This window comes from Flavobacterium azizsancarii, from assembly GCF_027980145.1.
Taxonomy (GTDB): Bacteria; Bacteroidota; Bacteroidia; order Flavobacteriales; family Flavobacteriaceae; genus Flavobacterium; species Flavobacterium azizsancarii.
Window position 1 is genome coordinate 183,758 of record NZ_JAMZNK010000001.1, and the last position, 25,515, is coordinate 209,272.

At 33.5% G+C, this 25,515-nt stretch carries 23 protein-coding genes; 14 read left to right on the forward strand and 9 right to left on the reverse strand.

Annotated elements, in window-relative coordinates:
- The first annotated feature begins 29 nt into the window (after window positions 1–29).
- The 7 genes from NJT12_RS00970 to NJT12_RS01000 all read left to right on the forward strand — a co-directional run bounded on the left by NJT12_RS00970 (window position 30) and on the right by NJT12_RS01000 (window position 7,150).
- Window positions 30–1,172 carry an aminotransferase class I/II-fold pyridoxal phosphate-dependent enzyme gene (locus tag NJT12_RS00970; RefSeq protein WP_271334054.1) on the forward strand — a complete coding sequence of 381 codons (1,143 nt, stop codon included), beginning with the start codon at window positions 30–32 and terminating at the stop codon, window positions 1,170–1,172.
- Window positions 1,173–1,687: 515 nt separating this feature from the next.
- Window positions 1,688–2,545 (forward strand): TraB/GumN family protein, encoded by an 858-nt coding sequence (locus tag NJT12_RS00975; RefSeq protein WP_271334055.1) that lies wholly within the window; start codon window positions 1,688–1,690, stop codon window positions 2,543–2,545.
- A 7-nt stretch (window positions 2,546–2,552) separates the two neighbouring features.
- Window positions 2,553–3,056 (forward strand): RNA polymerase sigma factor, encoded by a 504-nt coding sequence (locus NJT12_RS00980; protein WP_271334056.1) that lies wholly within the window; start codon window positions 2,553–2,555, stop codon window positions 3,054–3,056.
- A complete protein-coding gene (locus NJT12_RS00985) occupies window positions 3,046–3,660 on the forward strand; it encodes a hypothetical protein (protein ID WP_271334057.1) in 615 nt (204 codons plus the stop codon). The genes NJT12_RS00980 and NJT12_RS00985 overlap by 11 nt, the downstream gene beginning before the upstream one ends.
- Before the next feature lie 168 nt (window positions 3,661–3,828).
- Window positions 3,829–4,467: a dethiobiotin synthase gene (gene bioD, locus NJT12_RS00990; protein WP_271334058.1), complete on the forward strand. Its 639-nt coding sequence runs from the start codon at window positions 3,829–3,831 to the stop codon at window positions 4,465–4,467.
- Between the two features lie 102 nt (window positions 4,468–4,569).
- Complete coding sequence (bioA, locus tag NJT12_RS00995; protein WP_271334059.1) at window positions 4,570–5,841, forward strand: adenosylmethionine--8-amino-7-oxononanoate transaminase; 1,272 nt, start codon at window positions 4,570–4,572, stop codon at window positions 5,839–5,841.
- A 142-nt stretch (window positions 5,842–5,983) separates the two neighbouring features.
- Entirely contained in the window at window positions 5,984–7,150 is a 1,167-nt protein-coding gene (locus NJT12_RS01000; protein WP_271334060.1) for a beta-ketoacyl synthase N-terminal-like domain-containing protein, read from the forward strand.
- Between the two features lie 54 nt (window positions 7,151–7,204).
- Here NJT12_RS01000 and NJT12_RS01005 read toward each other — a convergent pair whose 3' ends face one another.
- From NJT12_RS01005 to NJT12_RS01025, 5 genes are all read right to left on the reverse strand, one after another.
- On the reverse strand, window positions 7,205–7,684 hold the full coding sequence (locus tag NJT12_RS01005) for a regulatory protein RecX (RefSeq protein ID WP_271334061.1): 480 nt from the start codon (window positions 7,682–7,684) through the stop codon (window positions 7,205–7,207).
- A gap of 236 nt (window positions 7,685–7,920) precedes the next feature.
- Window positions 7,921–8,787 (reverse strand): cupin-like domain-containing protein, encoded by an 867-nt coding sequence (locus NJT12_RS01010; RefSeq protein ID WP_271334062.1) that lies wholly within the window; start codon window positions 8,785–8,787, stop codon window positions 7,921–7,923.
- An 80-nt stretch (window positions 8,788–8,867) separates the two neighbouring features.
- Window positions 8,868–9,956, reverse strand: a complete 1,089-nt coding sequence (bioB, locus tag NJT12_RS01015) for a biotin synthase BioB (RefSeq protein WP_271334063.1) — start codon at window positions 9,954–9,956, stop codon at window positions 8,868–8,870.
- A 171-nt stretch (window positions 9,957–10,127) separates the two neighbouring features.
- Window positions 10,128–10,565: a hypothetical protein gene (locus NJT12_RS01020; RefSeq protein WP_230033726.1), complete on the reverse strand. Its 438-nt coding sequence runs from the start codon at window positions 10,563–10,565 to the stop codon at window positions 10,128–10,130.
- Between the two features lie 117 nt (window positions 10,566–10,682).
- On the reverse strand, window positions 10,683–11,612 hold the full coding sequence (locus tag NJT12_RS01025; protein ID WP_271334064.1) for a bifunctional riboflavin kinase/FAD synthetase: 930 nt from the start codon (window positions 11,610–11,612) through the stop codon (window positions 10,683–10,685).
- Between the two features lie 195 nt (window positions 11,613–11,807).
- On the opposite strand from NJT12_RS01025, the gene NJT12_RS01030 reads away from it, so the two are divergent.
- Entirely contained in the window at window positions 11,808–14,507 is a 2,700-nt protein-coding gene (locus NJT12_RS01030; protein WP_271334065.1) for a zinc-dependent metalloprotease, read from the forward strand.
- Between the two features lie 63 nt (window positions 14,508–14,570).
- Here NJT12_RS01030 and NJT12_RS01035 read toward each other — a convergent pair whose 3' ends face one another.
- The gene (locus NJT12_RS01035) at window positions 14,571–15,254 is read right to left on the reverse strand and encodes a ComF family protein (RefSeq protein ID WP_271334066.1); all 684 of its coding nucleotides are present in this window, start codon (window positions 15,252–15,254) and stop codon (window positions 14,571–14,573) included.
- A gap of 98 nt (window positions 15,255–15,352) precedes the next feature.
- On the opposite strand from NJT12_RS01035, the gene NJT12_RS01040 reads away from it, so the two are divergent.
- The 5 genes from NJT12_RS01040 (at window position 15,353) to NJT12_RS01060 (ending at window position 21,230) form a co-directional block, all read left to right on the forward strand.
- Window positions 15,353–16,891, forward strand: coding sequence for a glycine--tRNA ligase (locus NJT12_RS01040; RefSeq protein ID WP_271334067.1), 1,539 nt, complete (start codon window positions 15,353–15,355; stop codon window positions 16,889–16,891).
- 267 nt (window positions 16,892–17,158) lie between these two features.
- Window positions 17,159–17,968 carry a LytR/AlgR family response regulator transcription factor gene (locus NJT12_RS01045; protein ID WP_271334068.1) on the forward strand — a complete coding sequence of 270 codons (810 nt, stop codon included), beginning with the start codon at window positions 17,159–17,161 and terminating at the stop codon, window positions 17,966–17,968.
- 174 nt (window positions 17,969–18,142) lie between these two features.
- The gene (locus NJT12_RS01050; protein ID WP_271334069.1) at window positions 18,143–18,388 is read left to right on the forward strand and encodes a hypothetical protein; all 246 of its coding nucleotides are present in this window, start codon (window positions 18,143–18,145) and stop codon (window positions 18,386–18,388) included.
- Between the two features lie 95 nt (window positions 18,389–18,483).
- A complete protein-coding gene (locus tag NJT12_RS01055; RefSeq protein ID WP_271334070.1) occupies window positions 18,484–20,535 on the forward strand; it encodes a tetratricopeptide repeat-containing sensor histidine kinase in 2,052 nt (683 codons plus the stop codon).
- Window positions 20,532–21,230: a response regulator gene (locus NJT12_RS01060; RefSeq protein ID WP_271334071.1), complete on the forward strand. Its 699-nt coding sequence runs from the start codon at window positions 20,532–20,534 to the stop codon at window positions 21,228–21,230. The genes NJT12_RS01055 and NJT12_RS01060 overlap by 4 nt, the downstream gene beginning before the upstream one ends.
- Window positions 21,231–21,318: 88 nt before the next feature.
- On the opposite strand, the gene thiL is transcribed toward NJT12_RS01060, so the two are convergent.
- Complete coding sequence (thiL, locus tag NJT12_RS01065) at window positions 21,319–22,365, reverse strand: thiamine-phosphate kinase (protein ID WP_271334072.1); 1,047 nt, start codon at window positions 22,363–22,365, stop codon at window positions 21,319–21,321.
- 493 nt (window positions 22,366–22,858) lie between these two features.
- On the opposite strand from thiL, the gene NJT12_RS01070 reads away from it, so the two are divergent.
- Complete coding sequence (locus NJT12_RS01070) at window positions 22,859–23,338, forward strand: DinB family protein (RefSeq protein WP_271334073.1); 480 nt, start codon at window positions 22,859–22,861, stop codon at window positions 23,336–23,338.
- A 71-nt stretch (window positions 23,339–23,409) separates the two neighbouring features.
- On the opposite strand, the gene NJT12_RS01075 is transcribed toward NJT12_RS01070, so the two are convergent.
- A complete protein-coding gene (locus NJT12_RS01075; RefSeq protein ID WP_271334074.1) occupies window positions 23,410–24,366 on the reverse strand; it encodes a helix-turn-helix transcriptional regulator in 957 nt (318 codons plus the stop codon).
- A gap of 293 nt (window positions 24,367–24,659) precedes the next feature.
- Window positions 24,660–25,274 carry an outer membrane beta-barrel protein gene (locus NJT12_RS01080; RefSeq protein ID WP_271334075.1) on the reverse strand — a complete coding sequence of 205 codons (615 nt, stop codon included), beginning with the start codon at window positions 25,272–25,274 and terminating at the stop codon, window positions 24,660–24,662.
- Window positions 25,275–25,515: the final 241 nt, after the last annotated feature.

Sequence of the window (25,515 nt, forward strand, 5' to 3'; positions counted from 1 at the left end):
TATAATTTCAATTTCATAACTTTGCTTTTATGAAATTACCGGAAAATCTAATTCAGAAGCTCGAAAATCGAAAGCAGAATAATTCGCTTAGAAAACTGCCTGTGTTCAATAATCTAGTCGATTTTTCTTCAAATGACTATATTGGATTCGCAAAATCAGAATCGATATTTAAGTCAACTCATGCTTATTTGCTGGAAAACGAAATTTTTGAAAATGGTGCAACAGGTTCGCGCTTAATTTCCGGAAATCATTCGTTGTATCAAATCGCAGAAGCATTTATTGCAGACTTTCATGACGCTCAATCGGCTTTAATCTTTAATTCGGGTTACGATGCCAATGTTGGCTTTTTTAGTGCTGTACCGCAACGAAATGATGTTATTTTGTATGATGAACTAAGTCATGCTTCTATTCGGGACGGAATTATTATGTCGAATGCTAAATCGTACAAATTCAATCACAATGATTTTGAGGATTTAGAACGACTTATTCAAAAATTTCCCGATACAAATATTTACATTGTGACTGAATCTGTTTTCTCTATGGATGGTGATAGTCCAAACTTAGAAGAATTAGTAGGCTTATCTGAAAAATACAATTGTTATTTAGTCATAGACGAAGCACATACTTTAGGTGTCTTTGGCGAAAAAGGAGAAGGATTTATTCAGTATCTTAATTTGCATCACAGAATTTTTGCCAGAATCATGACCTTCGGAAAAGGTTTAGGTTGTCATGGCTCAGTGATTCTTGGAAGCAAAGATCTTAAAGAATATCTGGTAAACTTTGCCAGAAGTTTTATTTATACAACAGGATTATCTCCACATTCTGTTGCTACAATTCTGGTAGCATACCAGCAATTAGAAATTGAAAAACAAAACATCGAAAAATTACGTCACAATATTGTGTTATTCAATCAGCAGAAGAATCTGTTGGGTTTAAAGCCAATGTTTGTTCGAAGCAAATCAGCAATACAATCCGCAATAGTACCCGGAAATGAAAACGTAAAACGATTAGCGCAACAATTGCAGGATAAAGGTTTTGATGTAAAACCAATTCTTTCGCCAACAGTTCCTGAAGGACAGGAACGTTTGCGCTTTTGCATTCATAGTTTTAATTCTGAAGAAGAAATTAATCAAATTCTGAAATTGTTAGAGACTTTATTTTTTAAGATTTAGTATTGTCAGGCTGAGCGGAGTCGAAGCCCATTCCAATAAGCAAGCCTTCGACTCCGCTCAGGATGACACTGCGACTTGTGAGATTATCCTTTTTATTGAGTTCTAAAAGTAAAAAAAATCTGTGACAATCTGTTTGATTCGTTTAATCAGCGGGCCAATTATAGAATGTTACTCCGTAAAAAATCTCTGCAATTCCTTGTCTTTCCTCACTTCTTAAAAAAGTTTTAGTTTCTTTTGTAACGTTTTGAATATTTGATTACTTACGAGTCGTAATCAAAATAACAAAACCATTATGAAATCAAAATCAAATTCTTCAAAACAAAGTGTTTTTAATGTTATCCTTTTTGCTTCAATAGGATTCCTTGTAGGCTTAGTAAGCTACTTTTTAATAAAAATCCTAAGCATCATTTTAACGATCTCAATAGTTTTAGTATTCGTTACTTGGTGGAATAGAAATAAGGACAATAAATATTAAAAAGGAGTTTCAATCAATCAATCAAATACAATCAATCAAAATGAAAAATTTATTTACATCAGCAATCGTTATAATCACTTTAGTTTTTAGTGTATCAGTTCAGGCGCAAACAAAAACGCCAAAATTAGAAAACTCTCTTTTATGGGAGGTGTCAGGAAACGGACTTTCAAAGCCATCATATGTTTACGGAACCATTCATGGTATTTGCCCGAATGATTATTTTATGGCAGAAAAAACGAAAAAAGCATTTCAAAAATCAGATAAACTAATTCTGGAGATTAATTTATCTGATCCTAATGAAATAGCAGAAGCCCAAAAAAGCAGTATTTCGTCAGAGCCGTTAAGTAAGAAGCTGACACAAGAACAATTGTCAAAATTAGATTCGATTTTACAAAAAAATACAGGTTTGAAAGTAAAACAATTAGATGGTTTTACTTTAGCGGCAATTATGGGTTTTATTTCTATAAAGACATTTGATTGTGAAACATTAAAATCATATGAATCAGATTTTATAGATTTGGCTAAAAAAGAAAATAAAACGATTGGAGGTTTCGAAACTGTAAAAGGACAAAGCAGCATATTGTCAAATGCTTACACAGATTCAGAATTGATAGAAACTGTTGGTGATTTTAGTAAGACCGAGACCAAAAAAATGGTTGAAGATTATAAAGCCGAAAACCTGATGAATCTTCATGGGGAGAATGAAAAGGCAATGAGTGACAAAGTTAGAAAATTGATAATTGACGACAGAAATAAAGATTGGGCACACAGAATGCCTGAGATGATGAAAGAGGAAAGTTTGTTTGTGGCAGTTGGAGTAGGGCATTTGCCAGGTAAAGACGGCGTGATTAATTTATTGAAAAAAGCAGGATACAAGGTAAAACCGGTAACGAAATAAAATCGTTTTGAAAGAGAAAGAACAAGAATTTTTAGATCGGATTCAAAGTCATAAAGGAATACTCTATAAAGTTTCTAAAATGTACATGGACAATCATAATGATCAGCAAGATCTGTTTCAGGAGATTGTTTGTCAGCTTTGGAAATCATATGATTCTTTTAGAAACGAAAGTCAGTTTTCGACCTGGATGTATCGGGTTGCAGTAAATACAGCTATTATTTTCTTAAAAAAAGAAAAACGAAAAGTAGATAAATATGAGATTGCTTCAGAAAACATCAAAGATGATGAAGGCGATTCGCATATTAAAGAAAGTCAAATCGATCATTTTTATAAAGCAGTCCAGAAACTGGAGAAAATTGATAAAGCGATTATTTTCTATCAGTTAGAAGGTTTCTCTCATAAAGAAATTGGAGACAATCTGGGAATCTCAGAAGGAAATGCACGCGTGAAATTAAATAGGGCAAAAGAAAAATTAAAAGAAATAATAAAAAATCAAGGATATGGATTTTAACGATATACAAAACGCATGGAATAATGAAAAGACAGAGAATGTTGTGCTTCCGGATAATTTAGCAAAAATACAATCAGCAAATATGCCGTTGGATAAAATTAGAAGAAATCTCAGGCATGAATTTCTATGGCAAATGGTCTTTATAATTTTTTTCGCTTTTATACCTTTTATTTACGCTTTCGAACCAAAAATAGCAAAGATTTACTATTTGTTCTTTAGCATATTTATTGCCGTTTGTATTTATTATTTTGCAAAGCTGTATTTGTTTTATAAACGACTTAATAATATTACATTAAAAACAAAAGATAGTTTGTACGAAACGTATTTTGATGTGAGATTGAATATGGAGTTATATAAGACTTTTGGATTCGCTGTAACGCCTTTTTCAATTTTGTTTTTAATTGGATTTTTCTATACAAAGTTTTCTAAAACTCCTGCTATACAGATAGTTGATGTCAGCGATTCTGAGCTGATTAGTGTTCTCTTAATGATTATTTTCTCTATCTTAGTTATGGGGGTCTTTTTAGAATGGTGGGTGCATTATTTTTATGGAAAATATGCCAGGGAAATAAGAAAAGTTATCGACGAACTAAAAGAAGAGTAGCCGAAAACAATAAACCTATCGTAATGATGGGTTTTGTTTTTAGTGGTATTTTTGCGAAAGCTATTGCACAGAGATACACAAAGAAAAATACAAAGTGACACAAAGCAAAAGTCATTTTAGTGAATCTTTGTTTTTTTTCTTTCTGTATCTCTGCGAAACAAAAAACTTATGAAAATATTTATAACAGGAATTTCTACAGATGTTGGTAAAACAATTAGTGCTGCAATCGTTGTTGAAGCTTTAGAAGCGGATTATTGGAAGCCTGTTCAGGCTGGAGATCTGGATAATTCGGATAGTCATAAAGTTAAAAGCCTATTGAGTTGTCATACTGAGCGAAGTCGAAGTACAAAATCTCAATTCTATCCAAATGCCTACAAATTAAACACACCTGCAAGTCCGCACTTGGCAGCTGAGATAGACGGAATTACAATTAATCTGGAAGAAATCAAAGAACCAGTTACAGATAACCATCTGGTTATCGAAGGAGCCGGAGGGATTTTTGTTCCACTAAATGAAAGCGACACAATTATTGATTTAATACAACCTGATTATAAAATAATTGTAGTTTCAAGACATTATTTAGGAAGCATCAATCATACTTTATTAACGATAGAAGCAATCAGAAATCGTGGTTTTGAAGTTGCTGGAATTATCTTTAGCGGAAGCGAAAACAAATCTACCGAAAGTCTAATCCTGAATAAAACCGGAATAAAATGCATCGGTAGAATTGAGGAAGAGCCTTACTTTGACCAAAATGTAATTCGTGAATACGCTGATTTGTTCCGGGAAAACCTTCTTAGTTTATAAAGAAAAGAATATAAAATAAAGAAAATAGACTTTCCTATCTTTGCCTCTATTAAGAGATATTAAATCTTTGTTTTTTACTCTATTTTCTATATTCTAAATAAGATGACTCTAACAGAAAAAGACAGCCAATACCTTTGGCATCCTTATACACAACACAAAACAGCACAAACTCCAATTGCAATTTCCAGAGGAGAAGGAGTTTTGCTTTGGGATGAAAACGGCAAGGAATATATTGATGCAATTGCTTCATGGTGGGTAAACCCGTTTGGGCACAGTAATAAATTTATTGCAGATGCGATTTACAAGCAATTAACGACTTTGGAGCATGTTTTATTTGGAGGTTTTACACACGAACCAGCAATAAAAGTAGCGGAAAGGTTAATGGAGATCTTGCCAAAAAATCAACAAAAAATCTTCTTTTCTGATAATGGGTCAACAGCCGTTGAAGTTGCGATAAAAGTAGCATTGCAGTATTTTTTTAATAAAAATGAAAAACGTACTACTATTATTGCTTTCGAAAATGCTTTTCACGGAGATACTTTTGCAGCAATGGCAGCAAGTGGAATATCTTTTTACACACAAGCCTTTCAGGGAATGTTTATTGATGTTGTGAGAATTCCGGTTCCGGTAAAAGGAAAAGAACAGGAAAGTTTTGACGCGTTGAAAAACGTGATTGAAAAACATAATTGTGCCGGTTTTATTTTTGAGCCATTAGTACAGGGAGCTGCCGGAATGGTAATGTATGAACCTGAAGCATTAGCAAAATTAATTCAGATTTGTAAAACCAGTAAAGTTTTGACGATTGCAGATGAAGTAATGACGGGTTTTGGAAAAACAGGAAAGACCTTTGCAATGGATTACGTTTCTGAAGAGCCGGATATGATTTGTCTTTCTAAAGCATTAACCGGAGGAACAATCCCAATGGCGATTACGACTTTTACACAAGAAGTTTTTGATGCTTTTTATGATGATGATATTAATAAAGCACTGTTTCATGGACATACTTTTACGGCGAATCCAACAGGTTGTGCAGCAGCTCTGGCAAGTATGGATTTATTGCAGACCGATGAAATGCAAGCCAATATTCAAAGGATAAATAAAAGCCATTTAGTATTTCAGAAGAAAATTGAAAAGCATTCAAAAGTAATAACAGCCAGGACATTGGGCGTTATTTTTGCGGTCGAAATTAAATCCGATTCAGCAGAAAGTTATTACGGTTCTATGCGAAACAAACTTTATAATTTCTTTATAGAAAAAGGGGCTATTTTACGTCCGGTTGGGAATATTGTTTACATTCTTCCTCCGTATATTATGACAGACGACCAGCTTCAAAAAGTGTATTCTATTATTGAAGAAGCTATAGAAATGGTATAAATTTGCCCACAGATTTAAACGGGTTAAACGGATTTTTCGCTGTTTTAAATATAATAATCTGTGTCGATCTGTTTAATCGGTATGATCCGCGTGCCATCTTTCAATAAAACTTCGCGAACTTTGCGATAAAAAAATACCACCATTGAATACCAAAATAGCTATAACATCTTTTTCATCCATTTCTCCTTTAGGAAATACTTCTGCAGGAGTTTGGGAGAAGTATCTCGAGAATCAACATTGTTTTTCTAAACAGTTTTTAGATCAGCAAGAAACTTCAGTTGCTACTCTTGATCCTGCATCAAAGCAAATAATTGCAGAAATAAGAGAATCAGATATTAAATATAAGTTTTTAGATGATTCGGTTTTATTTGCCATTGCAGCTTCCCGAAAAGCGGTTGAACTGGCAGGATGGAATTCTGATGCTGTTTTTGGAATCAATATTGGATCTTCGCGTGGTGCGACAGATTTATTCGAAAAACATTACAAAGAATATCTTGATACGGGCAAGGCACAGACTTTGGCCTCGCCAACAACAACTTTAGGAAATATATCGTCCTGGATTGCACATGATCTGCAAAGTGTGGGGCCTGAAATTTCGCATTCTATAACCTGTTCCACAGCGCTTCATGCATTGTTAAATGGTGTTGCATGGCTAAGATCAGGAATGGCAGATAAGTTTTTGGTTGGAGGAAGTGAAGCTCCTTTAACTGATTTCACAATTGCTCAAATGCGCGCTCTTAAAATATATTCCCGAATCGGTCAGGATGAAAATCCCTGGCCCAATTTAGCTTTTGATTTTGACAAGAGTCAGAACACTATGATTTTAGGCGAAGGAGCCGCAGTTTGCTGTTTGGAAGCCGGAGAGAAACAAAATGCAATTGCATATGTAACTGGTGTAGGTTATGCAACGGAAATCTTAGAGCATAATATCTCTATTTCTGCCGAAGCAACCTGTTTTCAGAAATCAATGAAAATGGCTTTGAAAGATGTTGCTTTAGAAACCATTGATGCGATTGTAATGCATGCTCCGGGAACGATAAAAGGTGACATAACGGAATTACGAGCTATAGAAAAAGTTTTCGGATCTCAATTGCCGCTGTTAACGACTAATAAATGGAAGATTGGTCACACATTTGGAGCTTCCGGCGTACTAAGTCTGGAATTGGCACTTTTAATGTTTCAACATGATACTTTTATTGGAGTTCCGTTTGGGACAAAACAAACCCAGACAAAATCGATAAAAAGAGTTTTAATCAATGCTGTTGGTTTTGGTGGTAATGCGGTGAGTATTTTAATAGAAAAAGCGTAATTCATTTTAAGTATGTAAATATTCTGATTCTATAGAAAAATAATGCTTTGTTACTTAGTTTTCTAAATTCTTTTCTAATTGGGTTACTTTGTCATAAACTAAAAAACTTTCGTATCCTCGTCGCAACATGTAATCACAGAATTTTTTTCGTTTTTTCAGAGTGTTTTTTTCGTTGAGATTATTCCAGCATCTTTCAGAAAGTTGTTCGAACGTGGTTTCATATTCTTCGGCAGTGATTTCTTTTAAGGCGAGCGTAATATTAGTCGATGAAACCTGTTTCATTTTAAGCTCATTCGTAATCCTGATTCTGCCCCAATGCTTAATTCTATGTTTGCCTCTGGCAAAACTGCACGCAAAACGGGTTTCATTTAAGAAATTGTTTTCAATTAGCTGAACAACCACAACATCAATTTCATCAGGAAACATTTTTAAACTGTATAATTTCGAAATTACCTCACTATGACAGCGTTCCTGATAGGCACAAAAGTGCTCTAATTTTAGAATTGCGTCTTTTATTGTGAAAATTGAATTCATGTTTTTTAATGGTTATTGCTAAAAAAAGAATCATTTTAATTTAGCGTATTGAACACGGCTTTGAGTTAGAATTGTAACTGTTATAATAAATTTTTAACGGTCTTAATTGCTATAATCGGAACTTCCTTGTTTTGTTTAATGCAAAAAGCAAATTTAAATATAAATAGTACGAAGGTAAAATAAAAAAACAGCTGAAGTTCTATAAAACTTCAGCTGTTTTTTTATTCAGGTTTATTTTAGGCACTCTTTCTTAAGTTCTCATTTGTGTTTTCAATCGCCTTCTCGTTTTTATAATCAATCCATTTTTGACCTTTAAATTTTCTCATCAAAATATCAAAATGGCGCATAACGAAAATATTATAAACTGCTTTTGATAAATTGGTAATACTTTTAGGAAAAGCACGTAAACTCATAGAAAAACCGGGAGTCAGATATTTCATATAATGCCAATAACCTTCAGGCATGTACAAAACTTCGCCGTGTTTTAAATTAGTAATATAGCCTTCTGTATTTTTAAGGGCAGGGAATTTTTCGTAATCGGGATTATCAAAATCAATGTCCTCTCTTGAAATTAATGCATGAGGTACTTTGTACATGTATTTAGACTGATCCGGAGCAAAAAGCATACATTGTTTTTCGCCATGAAAATGAAAATGCAGGATATTCGAGTAATCGATATCATAATGCATAAAAACTTTTGAGTTTTCTCCGCCAAAAAATAACATTGGCATTTGTTTGACTAATTTTAAGCCAATATCTGGCCATAAAAAATCTTCTTTTAGTATTGGGACTTCTTTCATTAGATTGTAAAGAAATATGCGATAATTAGTAGGCTTTGACTCTAATAGATCGACATAATCGCTCATCTTCATTTTAGTATGCGCTTCGTTAAAGCCATCTTCATGATTTACAGGCCTATTGTCGTATAAAGGGACAATAGTCTCGCCGGCGATTTCTTTGATATAGGACAATTTCCATTTTTGATAAGCAGGCCAATCTTCAGTTAGCTCTTCAATAACAACTGGAATTTGATATTTTACATATTGGGAAATAAAATCAGCTTTTGAGATCTTTTTTACCCTTTCGATTTGCTTTAACTTCATCTCTTAAATAAAAAAATTGCTTATAACTCTGTGTCATAAGCAATTTAAAAATATTTCGCGAGATTTATTAACTCATTTAATTAATTTTTTGATTTGATCGAAGCTTCAAGGTTTCTTTCAATTGTATGCCCCGGTCTTGACCATTTAGGTTTTTCGCCCAATGTAGTAAACTGCGAATCAGTTGCTTCTACTGTTTGTGGTTGAGAAACCTTAACAAATGGTTTTTGCGGAATCAATCCCAGTAAGTCAAACATTTTCATGTCTTCCTGTACGTCAGGATTTGGCGTTGTCAATAATTTATCACCTGCAAAAATAGAATTTGCACCGGCAAAAAAGCACATTGCCTGTCCTTCGCGGCTCATATTTGTTCTTCCTGCAGAAAGACGTACCTGAGTATCCGGCATTATGATTCTGGTTGTTGCAACCATACGGATCATTTCCCAAATTTCAACCGGTTTTTCTTCTTCCATCGGTGTTCCTTCAACAGCAACCAAAGCATTGATAGGCACAGATTCAGGTTGTGGGTTCAAAGTTGAAAGCGCCACGAGCATTCCGGCTCTGTCTTCGATGCTTTCTCCCATCCCGATAATTCCTCCGCTGCAAACCGTAACATTCGTTTTACGGACGTTTTCGATCGTTTGCAAACGGTCTTCGAAACCACGGGTAGAAATCACATCCTTATAATATTCTTCAGAAGTATCTAAATTATGGTTGTAAGCATATAAACCGGCTTCAGCCAAACGTTGCGCCTGGTTTTCAGTAATCATGCCCAAAGTACAACAAACCTCCATGTCTAGTTTATTGATGGTACGTACCATTTCTAAAACCTGGTCAAATTCTTCACCATCTTTTACGTTTCTCCAGGCGGCTCCCATGCAGACACGAGATGATCCGCTGGATTTGGCACGCAAAGCCTGGGCTTTTACCTGACTTACGCTCATTAAATCATTTCCTTCAACACCTGTGTTATAGCGGGCAGCTTGCGGGCAATAACCGCAATCTTCAGGACAGCCTCCGGTTTTGATAGATAATAAAGTAGATACCTGTACGACGTTCGGATCGTGTTTTTGCCTGTGTATTGTTGCTGCTTCATACAGCAAGTCCATCATAGGTTTATTGTATATGGCGATTATCTCGTCTTTTGTCCAGTTGTGTTTGGTAGTGTTCATTAGTTCATTGTTTTTGGAGCTTCAAAAGTAATTAAATTGTTCTAATCAATGATGCTCATCGCTTTAAATGAATATTTTGCATGAAATTTCAAAAAAGAAGCATTCTGAAATCATATAATTGTAAAAATTTATGATTTTAGAATGCTTAAATGATAGTTTTATTTTGAAATGTTAATCGGCGACATACTTATTGTTCCAGTATAGCATCATCATTAAAGTGACAATTACTGACGATGCGACTCCTTCAAATAACAAACAAATACAGTAGGTTGGTACGGACGGATTTCCTCCAAACATAAAAGCTTCTGATAAGGTTTTTACATAAGCATCTCCGCCTCTTGCATAACTATATACTAATAATCCAAAAACACTCATCGCTACACCAACTACAGAAGTTGCCATAGCAGAAACCGCATTCGATACAAAATTGGTTTCTCCTTCCTGAAGATTCATCTTCATCGTTTTATTTACGCCATAAAATATAAAAAATACATTCAGCGTCCGTAAATAGAATAAATGAGCTAAACCTAATACGTTCATCAATAGAAAATAAATTCCTATACCAAGGAAAATCAAGAAACCATTGGTAATTTCTTTAGGTAATTTCATAGTGGTTATTTTTAAATAAGTTAATAGTAAATATTTGATAAACAGAGTTCTATATCAAATTTACTAAAAAAATAACTACGATGATTTAAAAAAGGTAAAAAGTATTTTAGTTGCTTTTTAGAGCTTACTAATAAAAGCCAAAGCATCTTTTTCGTCCTGATTTAATTGAGCTTTAAGCAAGTCTAATGAACCAAATTTTTGCTCATCACGAAGATAATGTAGTAAAGAAACTTCGATTTTTTGACCATAAATAGTAGCATCAAAATCAAATAGATTTACTTCGATAGTTTGGTTTTGCCCATTTACAGTAGGATTAAAACCGATATTCATCATCCCAAAAAATTCCTGATCGGCAATTAAAGCTTTAACTACATAAACACCAATTTTTGGAATTAGCTTGTATTCTTCTTCAATTTTGATATTTGCTGTTGGAAAACCAATTGTTCTTCCTAATTGTTTTCCTTTTACAACCTCGCCAGATAAAAAATAGGCGTAGCCTAAATAATCATTGGCCAAAGTCATATTTCCTTCGTTTAAAGCTTTTCTGATCTTGGTCGAGCTTACAGATACATCCTGAATTTCCTGCGCCGAAATTTGCTCAACTTCAAATCCATATTCTGCTCCAAAAGCGATTAAATCATCAATATTCGCCGTTCTGTTTCTTCCAAAACGGTGATCGTGACCTATAATTATTTTTTGAATATGAAATTGCTCGACTAAAATAGAACGTACAAATTCTTCGGCAGTCAATCTTGAGAAACTTTCGTTAAACGGATGAATAACAAGATTTTCAATTCCTGTCGCTTCAAGAAGTTTTGTTTTTTCAGAGATTGTATTCAAAAGTTTTATCTCTGATTTTTCCTGTAAAACCATTCTCGGATGAGGAAAAAATGTAAGAACTAAACTCTCGTATTTTCCGTTTTCAGTATTTTGAGTAATTCGTTCCAGAATTTTTTTGTGACCAATATGTACGCCGTCAAAGGTACCAAGAGTTAAAATCGTTTTCTTGGTTGACTGAAAATCGTTTATAGAATGAAAGAGCTTCAAAACAAATAATTTAAGATGTTGCAAATTTATACTATCTATTTTAAATTTTATGCTAAGCTCAATTGATTTTTGATGACAATCTATTTCTTTTTTCAAAAATGAACTAACTCGTCTGCTAAAAAGCATTAATTGTAATATATCTGTAAGAATTTAATTTAATTCGCTTAATTTTGATTTTTCAATTCCCACCTGAGTATGAAAAAAAAGCTACTTTTCTTGTTTTTTATTTTTTGTTGCGCAAATATTTACGCTCAAAGTGATGATTTGTGGCAAAAAGTAACCGCCGGTACCTCGGGTAAAAGAGTAAATTTATCTGATTCGCAACGAAGCTATTATAAGCTTAATACCGATTTTTTGAAATCAAAACTTTCAGGGGTAACAAATAAAACGTCAAAAAGAAATACGATACAAATTACAATTCCAAATTCAAATGGTGTTTTAGAAAGATTTACAGTTTGGGAATCGTCAAATTTCGAACCGGAATTACAGGCAAAATATCCTGAGATAAGAGCTTATGAAGGAAGTGGCGTAGACGATAAGACTGCTAAGATACATTTTAGTGTTGCCCCGATAGGAGTGCAGACAATGGTGTTTCGTGCTGATAAATCATCTGAATTTATGGAGCAAAATCAAGATGATAAGTCTGAGTATGTTTTGTTTACTAAAAATAATGGAACATCAAAAAGCAGATTAGATTGTAAGACTACAAATGCAATCCTGAATACCAATAATTCATCATTAACATCTAAATCAGCCAGCAGTAAAGTTTTTAAAACCTTGCGATTGGCGCTTTCCTGTACAGGAGAATATACAGCTTATTTTGGCGGTACAAAAGCTGGCGCATTGGCTGGTATGAATGCTTCTCTAAGCAGGGTAAATGGTATTTTTAATAAAGATCTTGCTGTAAAATTAGTCTTGATTGCAAATACAGATGCTGTTATTTACACAAATGCGGCGACAGATCCTTATTCTGATGCGAGCAAAGGAACGTCAGAAGATAAGTCAGATGGTAATGATTATTGGAGTAAAGAAGTTCAAAAAACATTAACAACTGTCATTGGTGAAGCAAATTATGATATTGGACATTTATTTGGAGCTACGGGAGGCGGAGGTAATGCGGCCTGTATAGGGTGTGTTTGTGATAGCCCAACAGCTACAAATGTTATTGGTAAAGGTAGTGGTTATACCTCGCCATCTAATGGAAAACCTCAGGGAGATTCGTTTGATATTGATTTTGTGGCTCACGAAATGGGACATCAGTTAGGTGCAAATCATACTTTTTCTTTTGATGGAGCCGAAAGAACAGGTGTGAATGTCGAACCTGGAAGTGGTTCTACGATAATGGGATATGCAGGAATAACAAAATATGATGTTCAGGATAATTCAGATGATTATTTTGCATACGCCAGCATTGCGCAAATTCAAAATAATCTTGCTACAAAAAGTTGCCCGACAGATGCGCCAATAATAAACAACCCTCCCATGATTGATGCAGGTTTAGATTATTCGATCCCTATTAGTACAGCATTTGTTTTAACCGGTACCGGTTCAGATCCTGAAGGTGATACTATTACGTATACCTGGGAGCAAAATGATAGTGCATTATCATCATCAACGGCAAATAGTAATAGTATTGCATATTCAACAAAACCAGACGGACCATTGTTCAGGTCTGTAGTTCCGGAAAGTTCTCCGGTGCGATATATGCCGGATTTTAATACCGTTCTTCAAAATAAATTAACCACAACATGGGAGTCTGTTTCGTCTATTGCAAGAACGTTGCATTTTACCTTAACCGGACGCGATAATGCAGCTCAGGGATCTGCGCAGACAAGTACAGATGATATGATTGTGAATGTGCTGGCGAATGCAGGGCCATTTGCGGTTACGTCTCAAAATACTAATGATGTGAGTTGGCAGATAGGATCGTTTCAGACTATAACCTGGAGTATAAATAATACCAGTATATTGCCTGGTTCTTCAACTGTAAATATTAAATTATCTACAGATGGCGGCATTACATTTCCAATAGTTCTGGCGTCAAATACTCCAAATGATGGAACAGAAGTAATTCAAATTCCTGAAAGTATAGAAAATTCGACAAATTGCAGAATTTTGATCCAGCCTACAGCTAATATTTATTATGCCATAAACAGCAAACCATTTGCGGTTGGTTATACATCGACAACAACTTGCGATTCGTATAATTTTGGCAATGCTTTTGATATTCCTTTTGCAACCAATTTTACAACCAGAACGGTAAATGTACCTGCTTCGACAGGAACGGTTTCTGATGTGAATGTTCTGGTGAATTTTACACATGAAAAACTTTCTGATGTCGAAATTCAAATGGTAAGTCCGCAAGGGACAATTGTAAATCTTTACAATAATAAAAGCTGTGGAGGAATACAGTCTACTTTGTCACTTCAATATGACGATGATGGAGTTGCGTTAGATTGTTCTAAAACAATAAGTCAGATTGTGGTTCCGGTTGATTTGTTAAGTGCTTTTAATGGTCAGGACCCTAAAGGAAACTGGACTTTAAGAGTTCGCGATGCAGTTACGGGTAATTTGGGGAAAATAAATTCAGCATCGATAAATATCTGTAATAAAACGTTTATCCCGGGAACACCTGATGTTCAAAATGCTGATTTTACACTATATCCAAATCCTAATAAAGGTAATTTTACCATCCAGTTCAAAAGTGATGCTATAAATACCATTCAGGTTTTTATATATGATATTTTAGGTAAAAAAGTATATTATGATTTTTTTGAGAAAACAGCTTATTTTAATCAAAACATTCAATTATCAAATATCTCATCAGGAGTTTATTTTGTTACAGTTCTTGAAGGAAATAAAAGAACGGTTAAGAAAATAATCGTAAATAAATAAAGAAACAAAATTCCATAACAATTGGAATTTGGAATTTATTTTTTGGATTTTTATTATAAAAGGTTACGAGTTCGCAATTGCCATACAGACAATACTGATTTTGGCTCCCGGAATTTTTAATAAAGCACGTGAACATGCTTCAAGAGTGGCGCCGGTAGTCAAAACATCATCTACAATTAGAAAATGTTTGTTTCGATTTTCTTCAGTAGAAATAACATCAAAAATATTTTCGATATTATCAGATCTTCCTGCGAGATTCTTTTTTGATTGTGTTTTAGAATATTTTTTTCGATATAAAACAGCTGCATTATAATCAATATTTAAACCTTTGGCGAGTGCTTTTCCAAAAGTAGTAACCTGATTATAGCCTCGTTCCCGAAATTTTTTGGGATGTAAAGGAACAGGAATTACGATGTCAAAAGGAATTTCCAGAACTATTTCCTTTAAATCTTCAACAGACCAATTTCCTAAAACGGTTCCAATTTCTTCATGACCCTTGTATTTTAGGTTGTGAATGAGTTCCTGGACAATTCCTTTTTTATTAAAATATAAAAGAGCCGATGCATGTTCGATAGCAATCTTTCCATAGAATTTTTTGACCGCTTCGTTTTTAGGATCTAAATGATATTGCGTCAGGGGCATTTCGTGACGGCAACTGGTACATAAAACGGTTTCGTTTGTGATCAAAATAGTATGACATCCGGCACAAACTTTAGGGAAAAACAGGTTAATAAGGTAATTAAACACAAATAGAAAGAATTTGGTTACAAAAATAACGAAATGAATGCTTCAATCTTTATAATTTTTCTTTTTTTTCAACGTACTTTTTATATTTTTGCATCACTATGGCAAAACAAGAAGATATATTTAAGAATGTGGTTTCGCACGCAAAAGAGTACGGATTTATTTTTCCGTCAAGCGAAGTATACGATGGATTGAGTGCAGTGTATGATTATGCACAAAATGGTGTCGAGTTAAAAAAGAATATCCGTGAATATTGGTGGAAATCAATGGTTCAGATGAATGAGAATATTGTAGGCCTTGATGCCGCAATATTAATGCATCCAACTACCTGGAAAGCTTCAGGCCACGTTGATGCATTCAACGATCCGTTGATTGATAATAAAGATTCAAAAAAGAGATATAGAGCTGATGTTTTAGTTGAAGATCATGCTGAAAAGATTAATCAAAAAGCTCAAAAAGAAATTGAAAAAGCGAGAGCTCGTTTTGGAGATGCATTTAATGAGGAAGAATTTGTTGCAACAAATGCCCGCGTCGTAGAATATCTTTCAAAATACAAAGAAATTTTATCAAGGCTTGCAAAAGGAATGACTGATGATCTTCAGGATGTAAAAGCATTAATTGAAGAATTGGAAATTGCTGATCCTGAAACCGGTTCTAGAAACTGGACAGACGTAAAGCAATTCAACTTAATGTTTGGAACTAAGTTAGGAGCTTCTGCAGATTCTGCAATGGATTTATATTTACGTCCGGAAACGGCGCAAGGTATTTTTGTGAACTTTTTAAATGTTCAGAAATCTGGTCGTATGAAGGTTCCTTTTGGAATTGCTCAAACGGGTAAAGCTTTCAGAAACGAAATTGTTGCAAGACAATTCATTTTCCGTATGCGTGAATTCGAACAAATGGAAATGCAATTTTTCGTTCGCCCGGGTGAAGAAATGAAATGGTACCACCATTGGAAAGAAACACGTTTAAACTGGCACTTATCTTTAGGATTAGGAAAAGAGAATTACCGTTTTCATGATCACGAAAAATTAGCACATTACGCAAATGCCGCTGCTGATATTGAGTTTAATTTCCCTTTTGGTTTCAAAGAATTAGAAGGAATTCACTCTCGTACGGATTTTGATTTAAAAGCGCACGAACAATATTCTGGTAGAAAATTACAATATTTTGATCCTGAACTAAATGAGAACTACGTGCCATACGTAGTAGAAACTTCAGTAGGTTTAGATCGTATGTTTTTGGCTGTTTTTGCAACATCATTGCAGGAAGAAACTCTTGAGGATGGTTCGACAAGAACAGTTCTAAAATTACCATCAGTTTTAGCGCCAACAAAAGCTGCGGTACTGCCATTAATTAAAAGAGATGGATTACCTGAAATTTCTAAAAAAATCATAGATGATTTAAAATGGGATTTCACGGTAGCGTATGATGAAAAAGATGCTGTAGGACGTCGTTACAGAAGACAAGATGCTCTTGGAACTCCGTTTTGTATAACAGTAGATCATCAGACAATCGAAGATCAGACAGTAACAATTCGTCATAGAGATACAATGAAACAAGATCGTGTAAAAATATCTGAATTAAAGGATATAATAGAAAACGAAGTTTCAATGAAAAATTGGTTAATGAAAATGTAATTTTTTTTAAAAACAATATTTATAAAAAATCCCAAATTCCATATCGGAATTTGGGATTTTTTTAGTTTTATTAATGCATTTCGTCGGATTTTTTTGCATTTCATCCTTATGTGTTAACATTTGTGTGGAATGTATTAACAATGAAATAGTAAAATAGTTGAAATTTGTATTTTTAATTGCGAACCACTAAAACAAATTTTTTCAAAGTATTGATGAGGCTAAAGGAATAGTTGTCTGTGATCCATGAAAATTCAACAAAAACTAATATTGAAAAAGTATTCGTATATTATCATTGACGATGATGCAGAAAGTATTCTAAAAACAAAAACAGTTGCAGAAGGTTTCCCTGAGTTAGCTTTTTTGGCTTCGGCTGCAAATTATCATGATGGTTTGCATTTGGTTTTAGAACACCGGCCTTCGATTATTTTTTTAGAAATTGATCCGCGGGACTTATCCAGTAATCTGTCGCTGGCATTTATAAATGAGCTTTACAGATTTTTTTCTCATCTTCCGAAGATCATTATTACCACACCAAAAAGAAAGCTGGCATTTGAAGCCATTCAATACAGCGTTTTTGATTATATATTAAAACCGGTTCAGTCAATAGATTTATTGAAGATGCTTTTAAAACTTGAAAAAAGTGTTTTAGAAGCTAATTCAGCTGAAATAAGGAACGAAACAGCTTCGGCAATACTTCCATTTGCCCAAACACCCGAAGTTGTCGAAAAGCCACTTATTATCTGTATTAAATCATATGGGGATTATCGCTATATCAGCGCCCAGGATATTTGTTATTTTCAGGCAGATAATAATTCAACGGATATTTATCTGAACTCCGGAGAAATGATCACTGCTTTTAAAACTTTAAAGCATTTCGAGGGTGTTTTATCACATCCTTTTATCCGAATTCACAATAGTTATATTATCAATAAAAATTACATTTCGAGAATTCATAGCGGAAGCTCAGTTTGTTACATAAAAAACTCACTAAAAAAGATTCCTTTTTCTAAAACCTACAAACCAAATGTAGATCTAATTATTGCTGATTTTTCTATAGGAAATTACTTAGAAGTCTAAAAACTAGACGTTTACATCTATTTGGTGCCCATTGACTATCAATTGGGTATGTTCTACCATAAACCTATTTTTTCGTATATATTTTCTTTGAATCCGGAGTTAGTTTTACACCATGATTCGCACAAAGCGATGATTTCCTAAAACAATAAATCAAACAAATAAATACCTCAAATCATGAAAAAAGCAGCTTTAACATTCGGATTATTTTCTTTAGTAATGGTAGCAACTTCATTTGCAACTCCACAAATTAATGATGTATATAAAGGTGATATTAACACAACTCTTGAAACAGACGGAACTGGTGCAACAGGAGGACCTACAAAGAAAGTAGATTCAAATAGAATTACTTTTGACACAAGTAATGATTCCAGTCTTGGAACAATCAATCAATCTGTAGGTGGAAACAAGAAATTAGACTAAAACCTTACAATAAAAAATATATTTAAGCTGCCATTTCATGGCAGCTTTTTTTTGTATCTATAGTTTTACTATTTTTGGTAAAATTCAGGCTGCAATTGAAAAAACACCACCAAATAATTGTCCTTTTATTCATTGTTTTTGGGGCTTGTACCAAAAAAGCATCTTCGTTAGATGGTTTACATTCTCCTGTAGACAGTCTTCCCAGCTATCTTTCTTTAGCCAATGACGATAAATTACCTTTAGAATTTAAGAAAAAATACAATCAAAAAGCACTTGATATAATTCTGGATCAAAAAAATGATTCAATGAATAAGGTAAATCTTTTTAAAGTTGCCAATCGATATTATAATATGAACGATTGGAAATCCTATCGGGAGACAGCAAAACTTATACTAGAGAGGTCAAAAAAATCAAATGATTCTGTTAGTATTGCCAAAGCGTATTCTTATTTAGGAGATTATTATATCGTTAAGTCCATTGCTGATAGTGCTTTTATGAGCTATTTTAAAGCCGAAAAGTATTATTTGAGATTAAATGATCAATATAATATTGCAAGAACTTTTTTAAATAAGGCAAGCCTTCAGTATAATGAGGGTGATTTTTTTGAGAGCGAAATAACTGTTTTCAAAGCATTGAATAGCTTAAAGAAACAAAAAAAGGTAAATGATCTTTTTTATGAAAGTTATAATCTTTTGGGAATCCTTTATAATGAAAGAGAGGAATATTCAAAAGCCCTGGAATTTCAAAATAAAGCTTTAAATGTTTTAGATGATAAATCAATTCCGTCACAATTTCAGTATAGAGCAACTTCATTAAACAATATTGGATATGTTTATTTAAATAAACATGATTATAAACAAGCGAAGGTTTATTTCAAAAAAGGTCTGGACGAAAAAAATCTGTTTGTTGACAAGACAACTTTATATGCCATATTAATGGACAATTTAGCATATTCTAAATTTAAGTTAAATGAATCAGATCAGTTACCCGACTTATTTTACAAATCGTTAAAAATTAGAGATAGTTTAGGTTTAGATGGCGCAACAGTTGCGAGTAAAATTCATTTATCGGAATATTATGCTTCAAAAAATGATTCACTCAGAGCGATTCAATTTGCAAAACAAGCACTTAATTCATCACGGGGTGCAGCTAAATTAGTCAGTACATTAGAAGCGCTTAAACAATTAGCGATTGTTGATGCTAAAAATGCTTCAAATTATTCGCAGGAATATATTAAGCTGAATGATAAAATGCTAAAAGCTGAGCGCAAAATGGGTGAGAAATTCTCTCGAATTGGTTATGAAACCTCCGAAATTAAAGATCAAAACTCAAGTCTGCAAGAAAAGAACAAAACCCTAATTTACGTTTTTAGTATCTGTACATTAATAGGATTGTTTTTTTATGTTTACAAAACACAACAGGCCAAAAATAGAGAATTACTTTTTAAACAACAGCAGCAAATAGCGAACGAAGATATCTATAATCTTATGATTTCGCAACAAAATGATATTGAGCAAACCCGAATAAAAGAAAAGAAAAAAGTGGCTCAGGATCTGCATGATGGAGTTTTAGGGAGAATGTTTGGTGTAAGGATAAGTTTAGACAGTCTTGATAAAATTGATGAAGTAGAAGCTGCTCCCAAAAGAAAAAAGTATCTGACGGAATTAAAACATATTGAAGAAGATATACGTGAAATTTCGCATGACTTAAATAGAGAGAAATCCGAATTAATTAATAATTTTATCGCGATTTTAAAAAAATTATTCGAAGACCAGCAAAACACATACGATTCAAAATTAATTACCTCGTTCGACTCTAATATTAAATGGGAACTGGTAAGTAATACTGTTAAGATTAATTTATACAGAATCGTGCAGGAAGCACTTCAGAATTGTAATAAGTATGCAAATGCAAACACGATTACTGTTGAATTTAAAAGTGAAATAGATCATTTGGTATTGTCTATTTCTGATGATGGAATTGGATTTAATGTGAAAAGAATAAAAAATGGTATAGGATTGCATAATATCCAATACAGAGCGACAGAATGTAAAGGTACTGCGACCTTAAAATCAACCCAGGGAGAAGGAACGCTTCTTGAAATTAAAATCCCTATAGATCAGAAAATAAACCTACAGAATACATGATAGTTGACCAAAATGCCACAGATCCTGAATTAATTAAAATGAATATTTTAATTGTTGACGATCATCCCTTTATTATTGAGGGATATAAAAATGCAATAACACGTTATAATCCTGATCAATACGAATTTATAATTTCGCAGGCTCACGATTGTAAATCAGGATATGATTTAATCGAAGACGAAAAAAGCCCAAATTTCGATATCGCTTTTTTAGATATTAGTATGCCATCCTATGAAGAGAAAGATATTTTTTCAGGCGAAGATTTGGCAAAACTAATTTTAAAGAAAATGCCAAGTTGTAAAGTGATTTTGTTGACAATGTATACCGAATTACTAAAAATTAAAACCATTATCAGAACCATTCAGCCCAATGGTTTAGTCATAAAAAATGATCTTACTTTTGATGAATTGCTTTTTGCACTGGACAAAGTGATGAAAAATGATAAATATTACAGTCAGTCAGTTCAGAAGATACTCAATCAATCGCCTCATAATTCAATTGAAATCGATGAGTTTGATAAGCAAATTTTATTTCATTTGTCAAAAGGAACATCACTTGAAGACATGCCGCAATACATTCCGATTTCTTTAAATGCGATTGAAAAACGTAAAGTGAGCCTTAAGGAATTACTCAAAGTAAAATCTGGCTCTGATGAAGAATTGCTGAAAGAAGCCAAGAGTAAAGGACTTTTTTAAAAATGAAACTCTAAATAAAAAAATTCCAAATTCCAATAATACAAGATCATTGGGATTTGGAATTTTTTTTATTGAAATTTTAAATCTGCTATTCAGTCAAAGCATCCCAGCCACGCGCTTTTAAAGGAATTTGAGTGTTGGCACGAGTCACTAAATTTATCCCTTCGCTTTCGTCTGCCATATGGCCAATAACAGAGAAATTTGGATTCCCTTTTATCTTGTCAAAATCATTAATGTCGATCGTAAATAATAATTCATAATCTTCGCCACCATTAATCGCCACAGTTGTACTGTCAATATTAAACTCTTCGCAAGTTGAAATAAATTGAGGATCTAACGGAAGTTTCTCTTCGTATAAATTACAGCCTACTTTTGATTGTTTGCATAAATGGATAATTTCAGAGGATAAACCGTCTGATATATCGATCATCGAAGTTGGTTTAATTTCAAGTGCATGCAATAAAGTACGAACATCTTTTCGCGCTTCAGGTTTTAACTGACGTTCGATTAAATAACTGTACATATCAAGATCAGGCTGACTGTTTGGGTTTACCTGAAAAACCTGCTTTTCGCGTTCTAAAACTTGTAATCCCATATAAGCAGCACCAATATCTCCGGTTACAACAAGTAAATCTGTTTGTTTGGCACCATTTCTATATACAAGTTCATCTTCATCAGCTTCACCAATTGCAGTAATGCTAATAATTAATCCTTTTTGCGATGAGGTAGTGTCTCCACCAATAACATCCACTTTATATTCTTTTGCAGCGTGTGTAATCCCTTCAAACAATTCTTCTAATGCTTCTAGCGGAAAACGGTTAGAAACAGCTACAGAAACCGTTATTTGCGTTGGTCTGGCATTCATTGCACAGATATCAGATATATTTACAACAACAGCTTTATATCCTAAATGTTTTAATGGCATATAAGCCAAATCAAAATGTACTCCTTCTATCAATAAATCAGTTGAAACAACTACTTTTTTATCCTTAAAATCAAGAACAGCAGCATCATCACCAATACTTTTTAAAGTAGATTCCTGAGTAACATCAAAATTTTTTGTTAGATGTTCAATTAAGCCAAATTCACCTAATTGGGCTATACTGGTACGTTGCGGATTTTTATCTTCGATCATTTTTTCTAAATTCCAATTTTATTAGGGTGCAAAGGTACAAAGGTTTTATCGAACTTAATGACATGTTATATCTGAACGTATTATTTATGTGTAAAGAGGTGCTGATTTGTAGCTTCTTAATGCGTGTACTAAACCCGACAGGTTTTCAAAACCTGTCGGGTTTGAATTGCGCTACGTGTGCGATAACCGAAAAAAAATATTTCTGCAAACAAATATTCCTCATAATCTATATCGTAGAGGCGCACAGCAGTGCGTCTCCCGTCCAGTAACCACCATTTATTCCATTATTAATTATCATTTATCTCTTTATTTAATGTAAATAAATGGGATTATGTTGTGTCAATAAAATGGGGTTACGTTGTGTGAGACGCACTGCTGTGCGTCTCTACGTTTGTCAGCAGGAAAAAAACATTTATTTTTTTTTCCTGCTGACAAACTGTTGTCACCGACCCTCGATACTTTTGAAGTATTAAAAATATAAAACTTTAAAACTATGAAAACATTAGCTGCACAAGTAATTACTCCAGAAGATTTATTGAAACACTGGCAAGGTCATCGCGCCCTTACACGTAATGTTATCGAGGCGTTTCCGGAGAAAGATTTTTTTGAATTCTCGATAGGAGGAATGAGAACTTTTTCTAAAATGGCTGATGAACTTTTGGCGATTGCAGTTCCCGGATTAAAAGGAATTGTAAATAAAGAAGTAAAACCTTTTACTGAAGGATCAGAAAAACTGATTTTTAAAGCGCAATATCTTGAAAAATGGGATGAAGCGACTGCGGAAATTAATCAATACTGGGAGAAATTATCTATTGAAGATTTTAGTGCAAACTTTAATCTTTTTGGTCAATATGAATTTCCGATATATCAGAATATTTTATACTTTATTGATAATGAAGTACACCATCGAGGACAAGGATATGTATATCTGAGAGCTTTAGGAATTGAACCTCCTTTTTTCTGGGAAAGATAGTATTCTTGAAGATTGGCTAAATAAAAAAACTCCTGAGAGATGAACTTGAAATTCTTCTTTTAGGAGTTTTTTTATGATAATCTCTTTATATAACTTTCAACAAGTTCCAGTGTTCTGATTTTTAGTTTTTCGGGCTCCACAATGGTCGCATAATCTCCAAACATCAGAAACCAACGCGGAAAACTTTCCTGAATATCACGTGACATAAAAGTCATTTCGATTTGATTGCCAATTTCTTTTTCAGAAATGTAACCGTGATATTTTTGCTCGTATCGAATATAATTGATGATTTTTTTATCGACTAAAATCCTAACTTTTGTCGTAGGAATTGTTTCTATTTTAGTTAAATACGTTTCCAGAGAATCGTGTTCTATCGTAAAATTACATTCCGTTTTTTGTATTCCCAGAATTCTGTCTGTTCTAAACTGGCGGTAATCTTGACGTAAATGGCAATATCCCAAAAAATACCAATTATTATGATCATGAAAAACCCCAACAGGCTCAATGTTTCTGTTTGTTGCTTGTTCCGCTTCTGCAGTTTTATAACATAAAATGATTTGCTTCTTTTCTGCGATACTGTCAAACAAAATAGCTAACGTATTAGGTGAGCTGTCATGAAATAAAGGTTCTTGGGTTTGCATCAAAATTCTGGACTCAATATTAGATACCCAATCTTTGTCAGTAGTTTTTAGCACTGATTTTAGTTTATACATTGCCGATGCGTAATGAGATCCCAGAGAGGGATCCGTAAACTTTTGCATTAGTTTTTCGGCAGCAATAAAACTGCCTACTTCTTCGCGTGTAAACATAACGGGAGGTAAACGATAACCGTCCATCAAAGCATAACCAACACCGGCTTCGCTATAAATAGGAACTCCAGAAGCTTCAAGAGTTCGAATATCCCTGTAAATAGTCCTTAAACTAACTTCAAAACGATTGGCTAATTCCTGAGCTTTTACAATTTTTTTAGATTGTAACTGAATAAGAATAGCGATAATGCGATCAAATCGTTTTGGGGTTTCGTCCATTTTATTTTTATAGGTGCAGAGGTTTTTTGAAAAGTTACAAAGGTTCAAAGATACAAAGGTTCAGCGTTTAAAGAAATAAAAAAGCTGTTCCATATTAGGACAGATTTTGTGGTTAAAGAATGATACACAGTTTGCATTTCTATAGACGCACTGCTGTGCATCTTGGTAATCTATTTATCAAAAACAAAACCCGATAACGAAAGTCATCGGGTTATAAATTAGTTTGTAAATTTTGCAGTTAAATTTCAGAGTATGATAACTTGAAACATTAAACCTGAAACAAAATTAAGTTTCTAGAATCTGTATAAAAGTCCAAATTGTGGTTGGTCGAAAATGTTTTCAAATAAATTAATGTTTAAATTAAAAGTATCTGATGATTTTCCATTTTCTGGTGCAACGCTGTTGTATGCCAGTACATTTGCTAATGTAAAAGTTACCGCAATATTTTTGGTAACAAAATAATTAAGACCAACAGTAATGTCTGCTGTAACGCTGTTGCTTGTGTCGCTGTTTGGAGGAGTTTCGATTTTATTACGTCCGTAACCTAAACCAGCTTCAGCAAAGGCTTTAAAACGTTTTTTATCTAATTCTAAAAAGTAGTAACGAGCAAAAGCACCAACTCCAAATACATTTGTTTTAACCCTTGTGGCTTCTACTTCTTCACTGGAGTAATTCAGTTTTGCTCCAACCGCAAATTTATCACTCAATAGATAACCAAATTTTGGACTAAACCCATAATAATCCGTGTCACCACCTGTGCTAATTTTAATAGAACCTTCAAGAAACATATCGCCGTTTTGGAAAGTAACACCTTTTGCTGAATTCATTTCAGAGTCGACCTCACCCTGTTGCGCATTGGCAAATGAAAAAGTTAGCATCGATAAAATAATAAAAAATTTAGTTTTCATAATAATTGCTTTTAAATGTTGTAAGATTAAAATTATGTTTTTAGTCTTAAAAATTTGATGAAAGCAATCAATAGGATTAAAAATGAAGTTATTGAGTTAATAATCTTACATTTTAGTAGGTATTTACGTGTTTATTTTAATGGGTTAATTAACGTTTTGTGTGTGTTAAATGGGTTTTTAATGAAGTGAAAAATGGGTTTTCATTAAAATAAAAAACCCGATAACGCAAGTCATCGGGTTC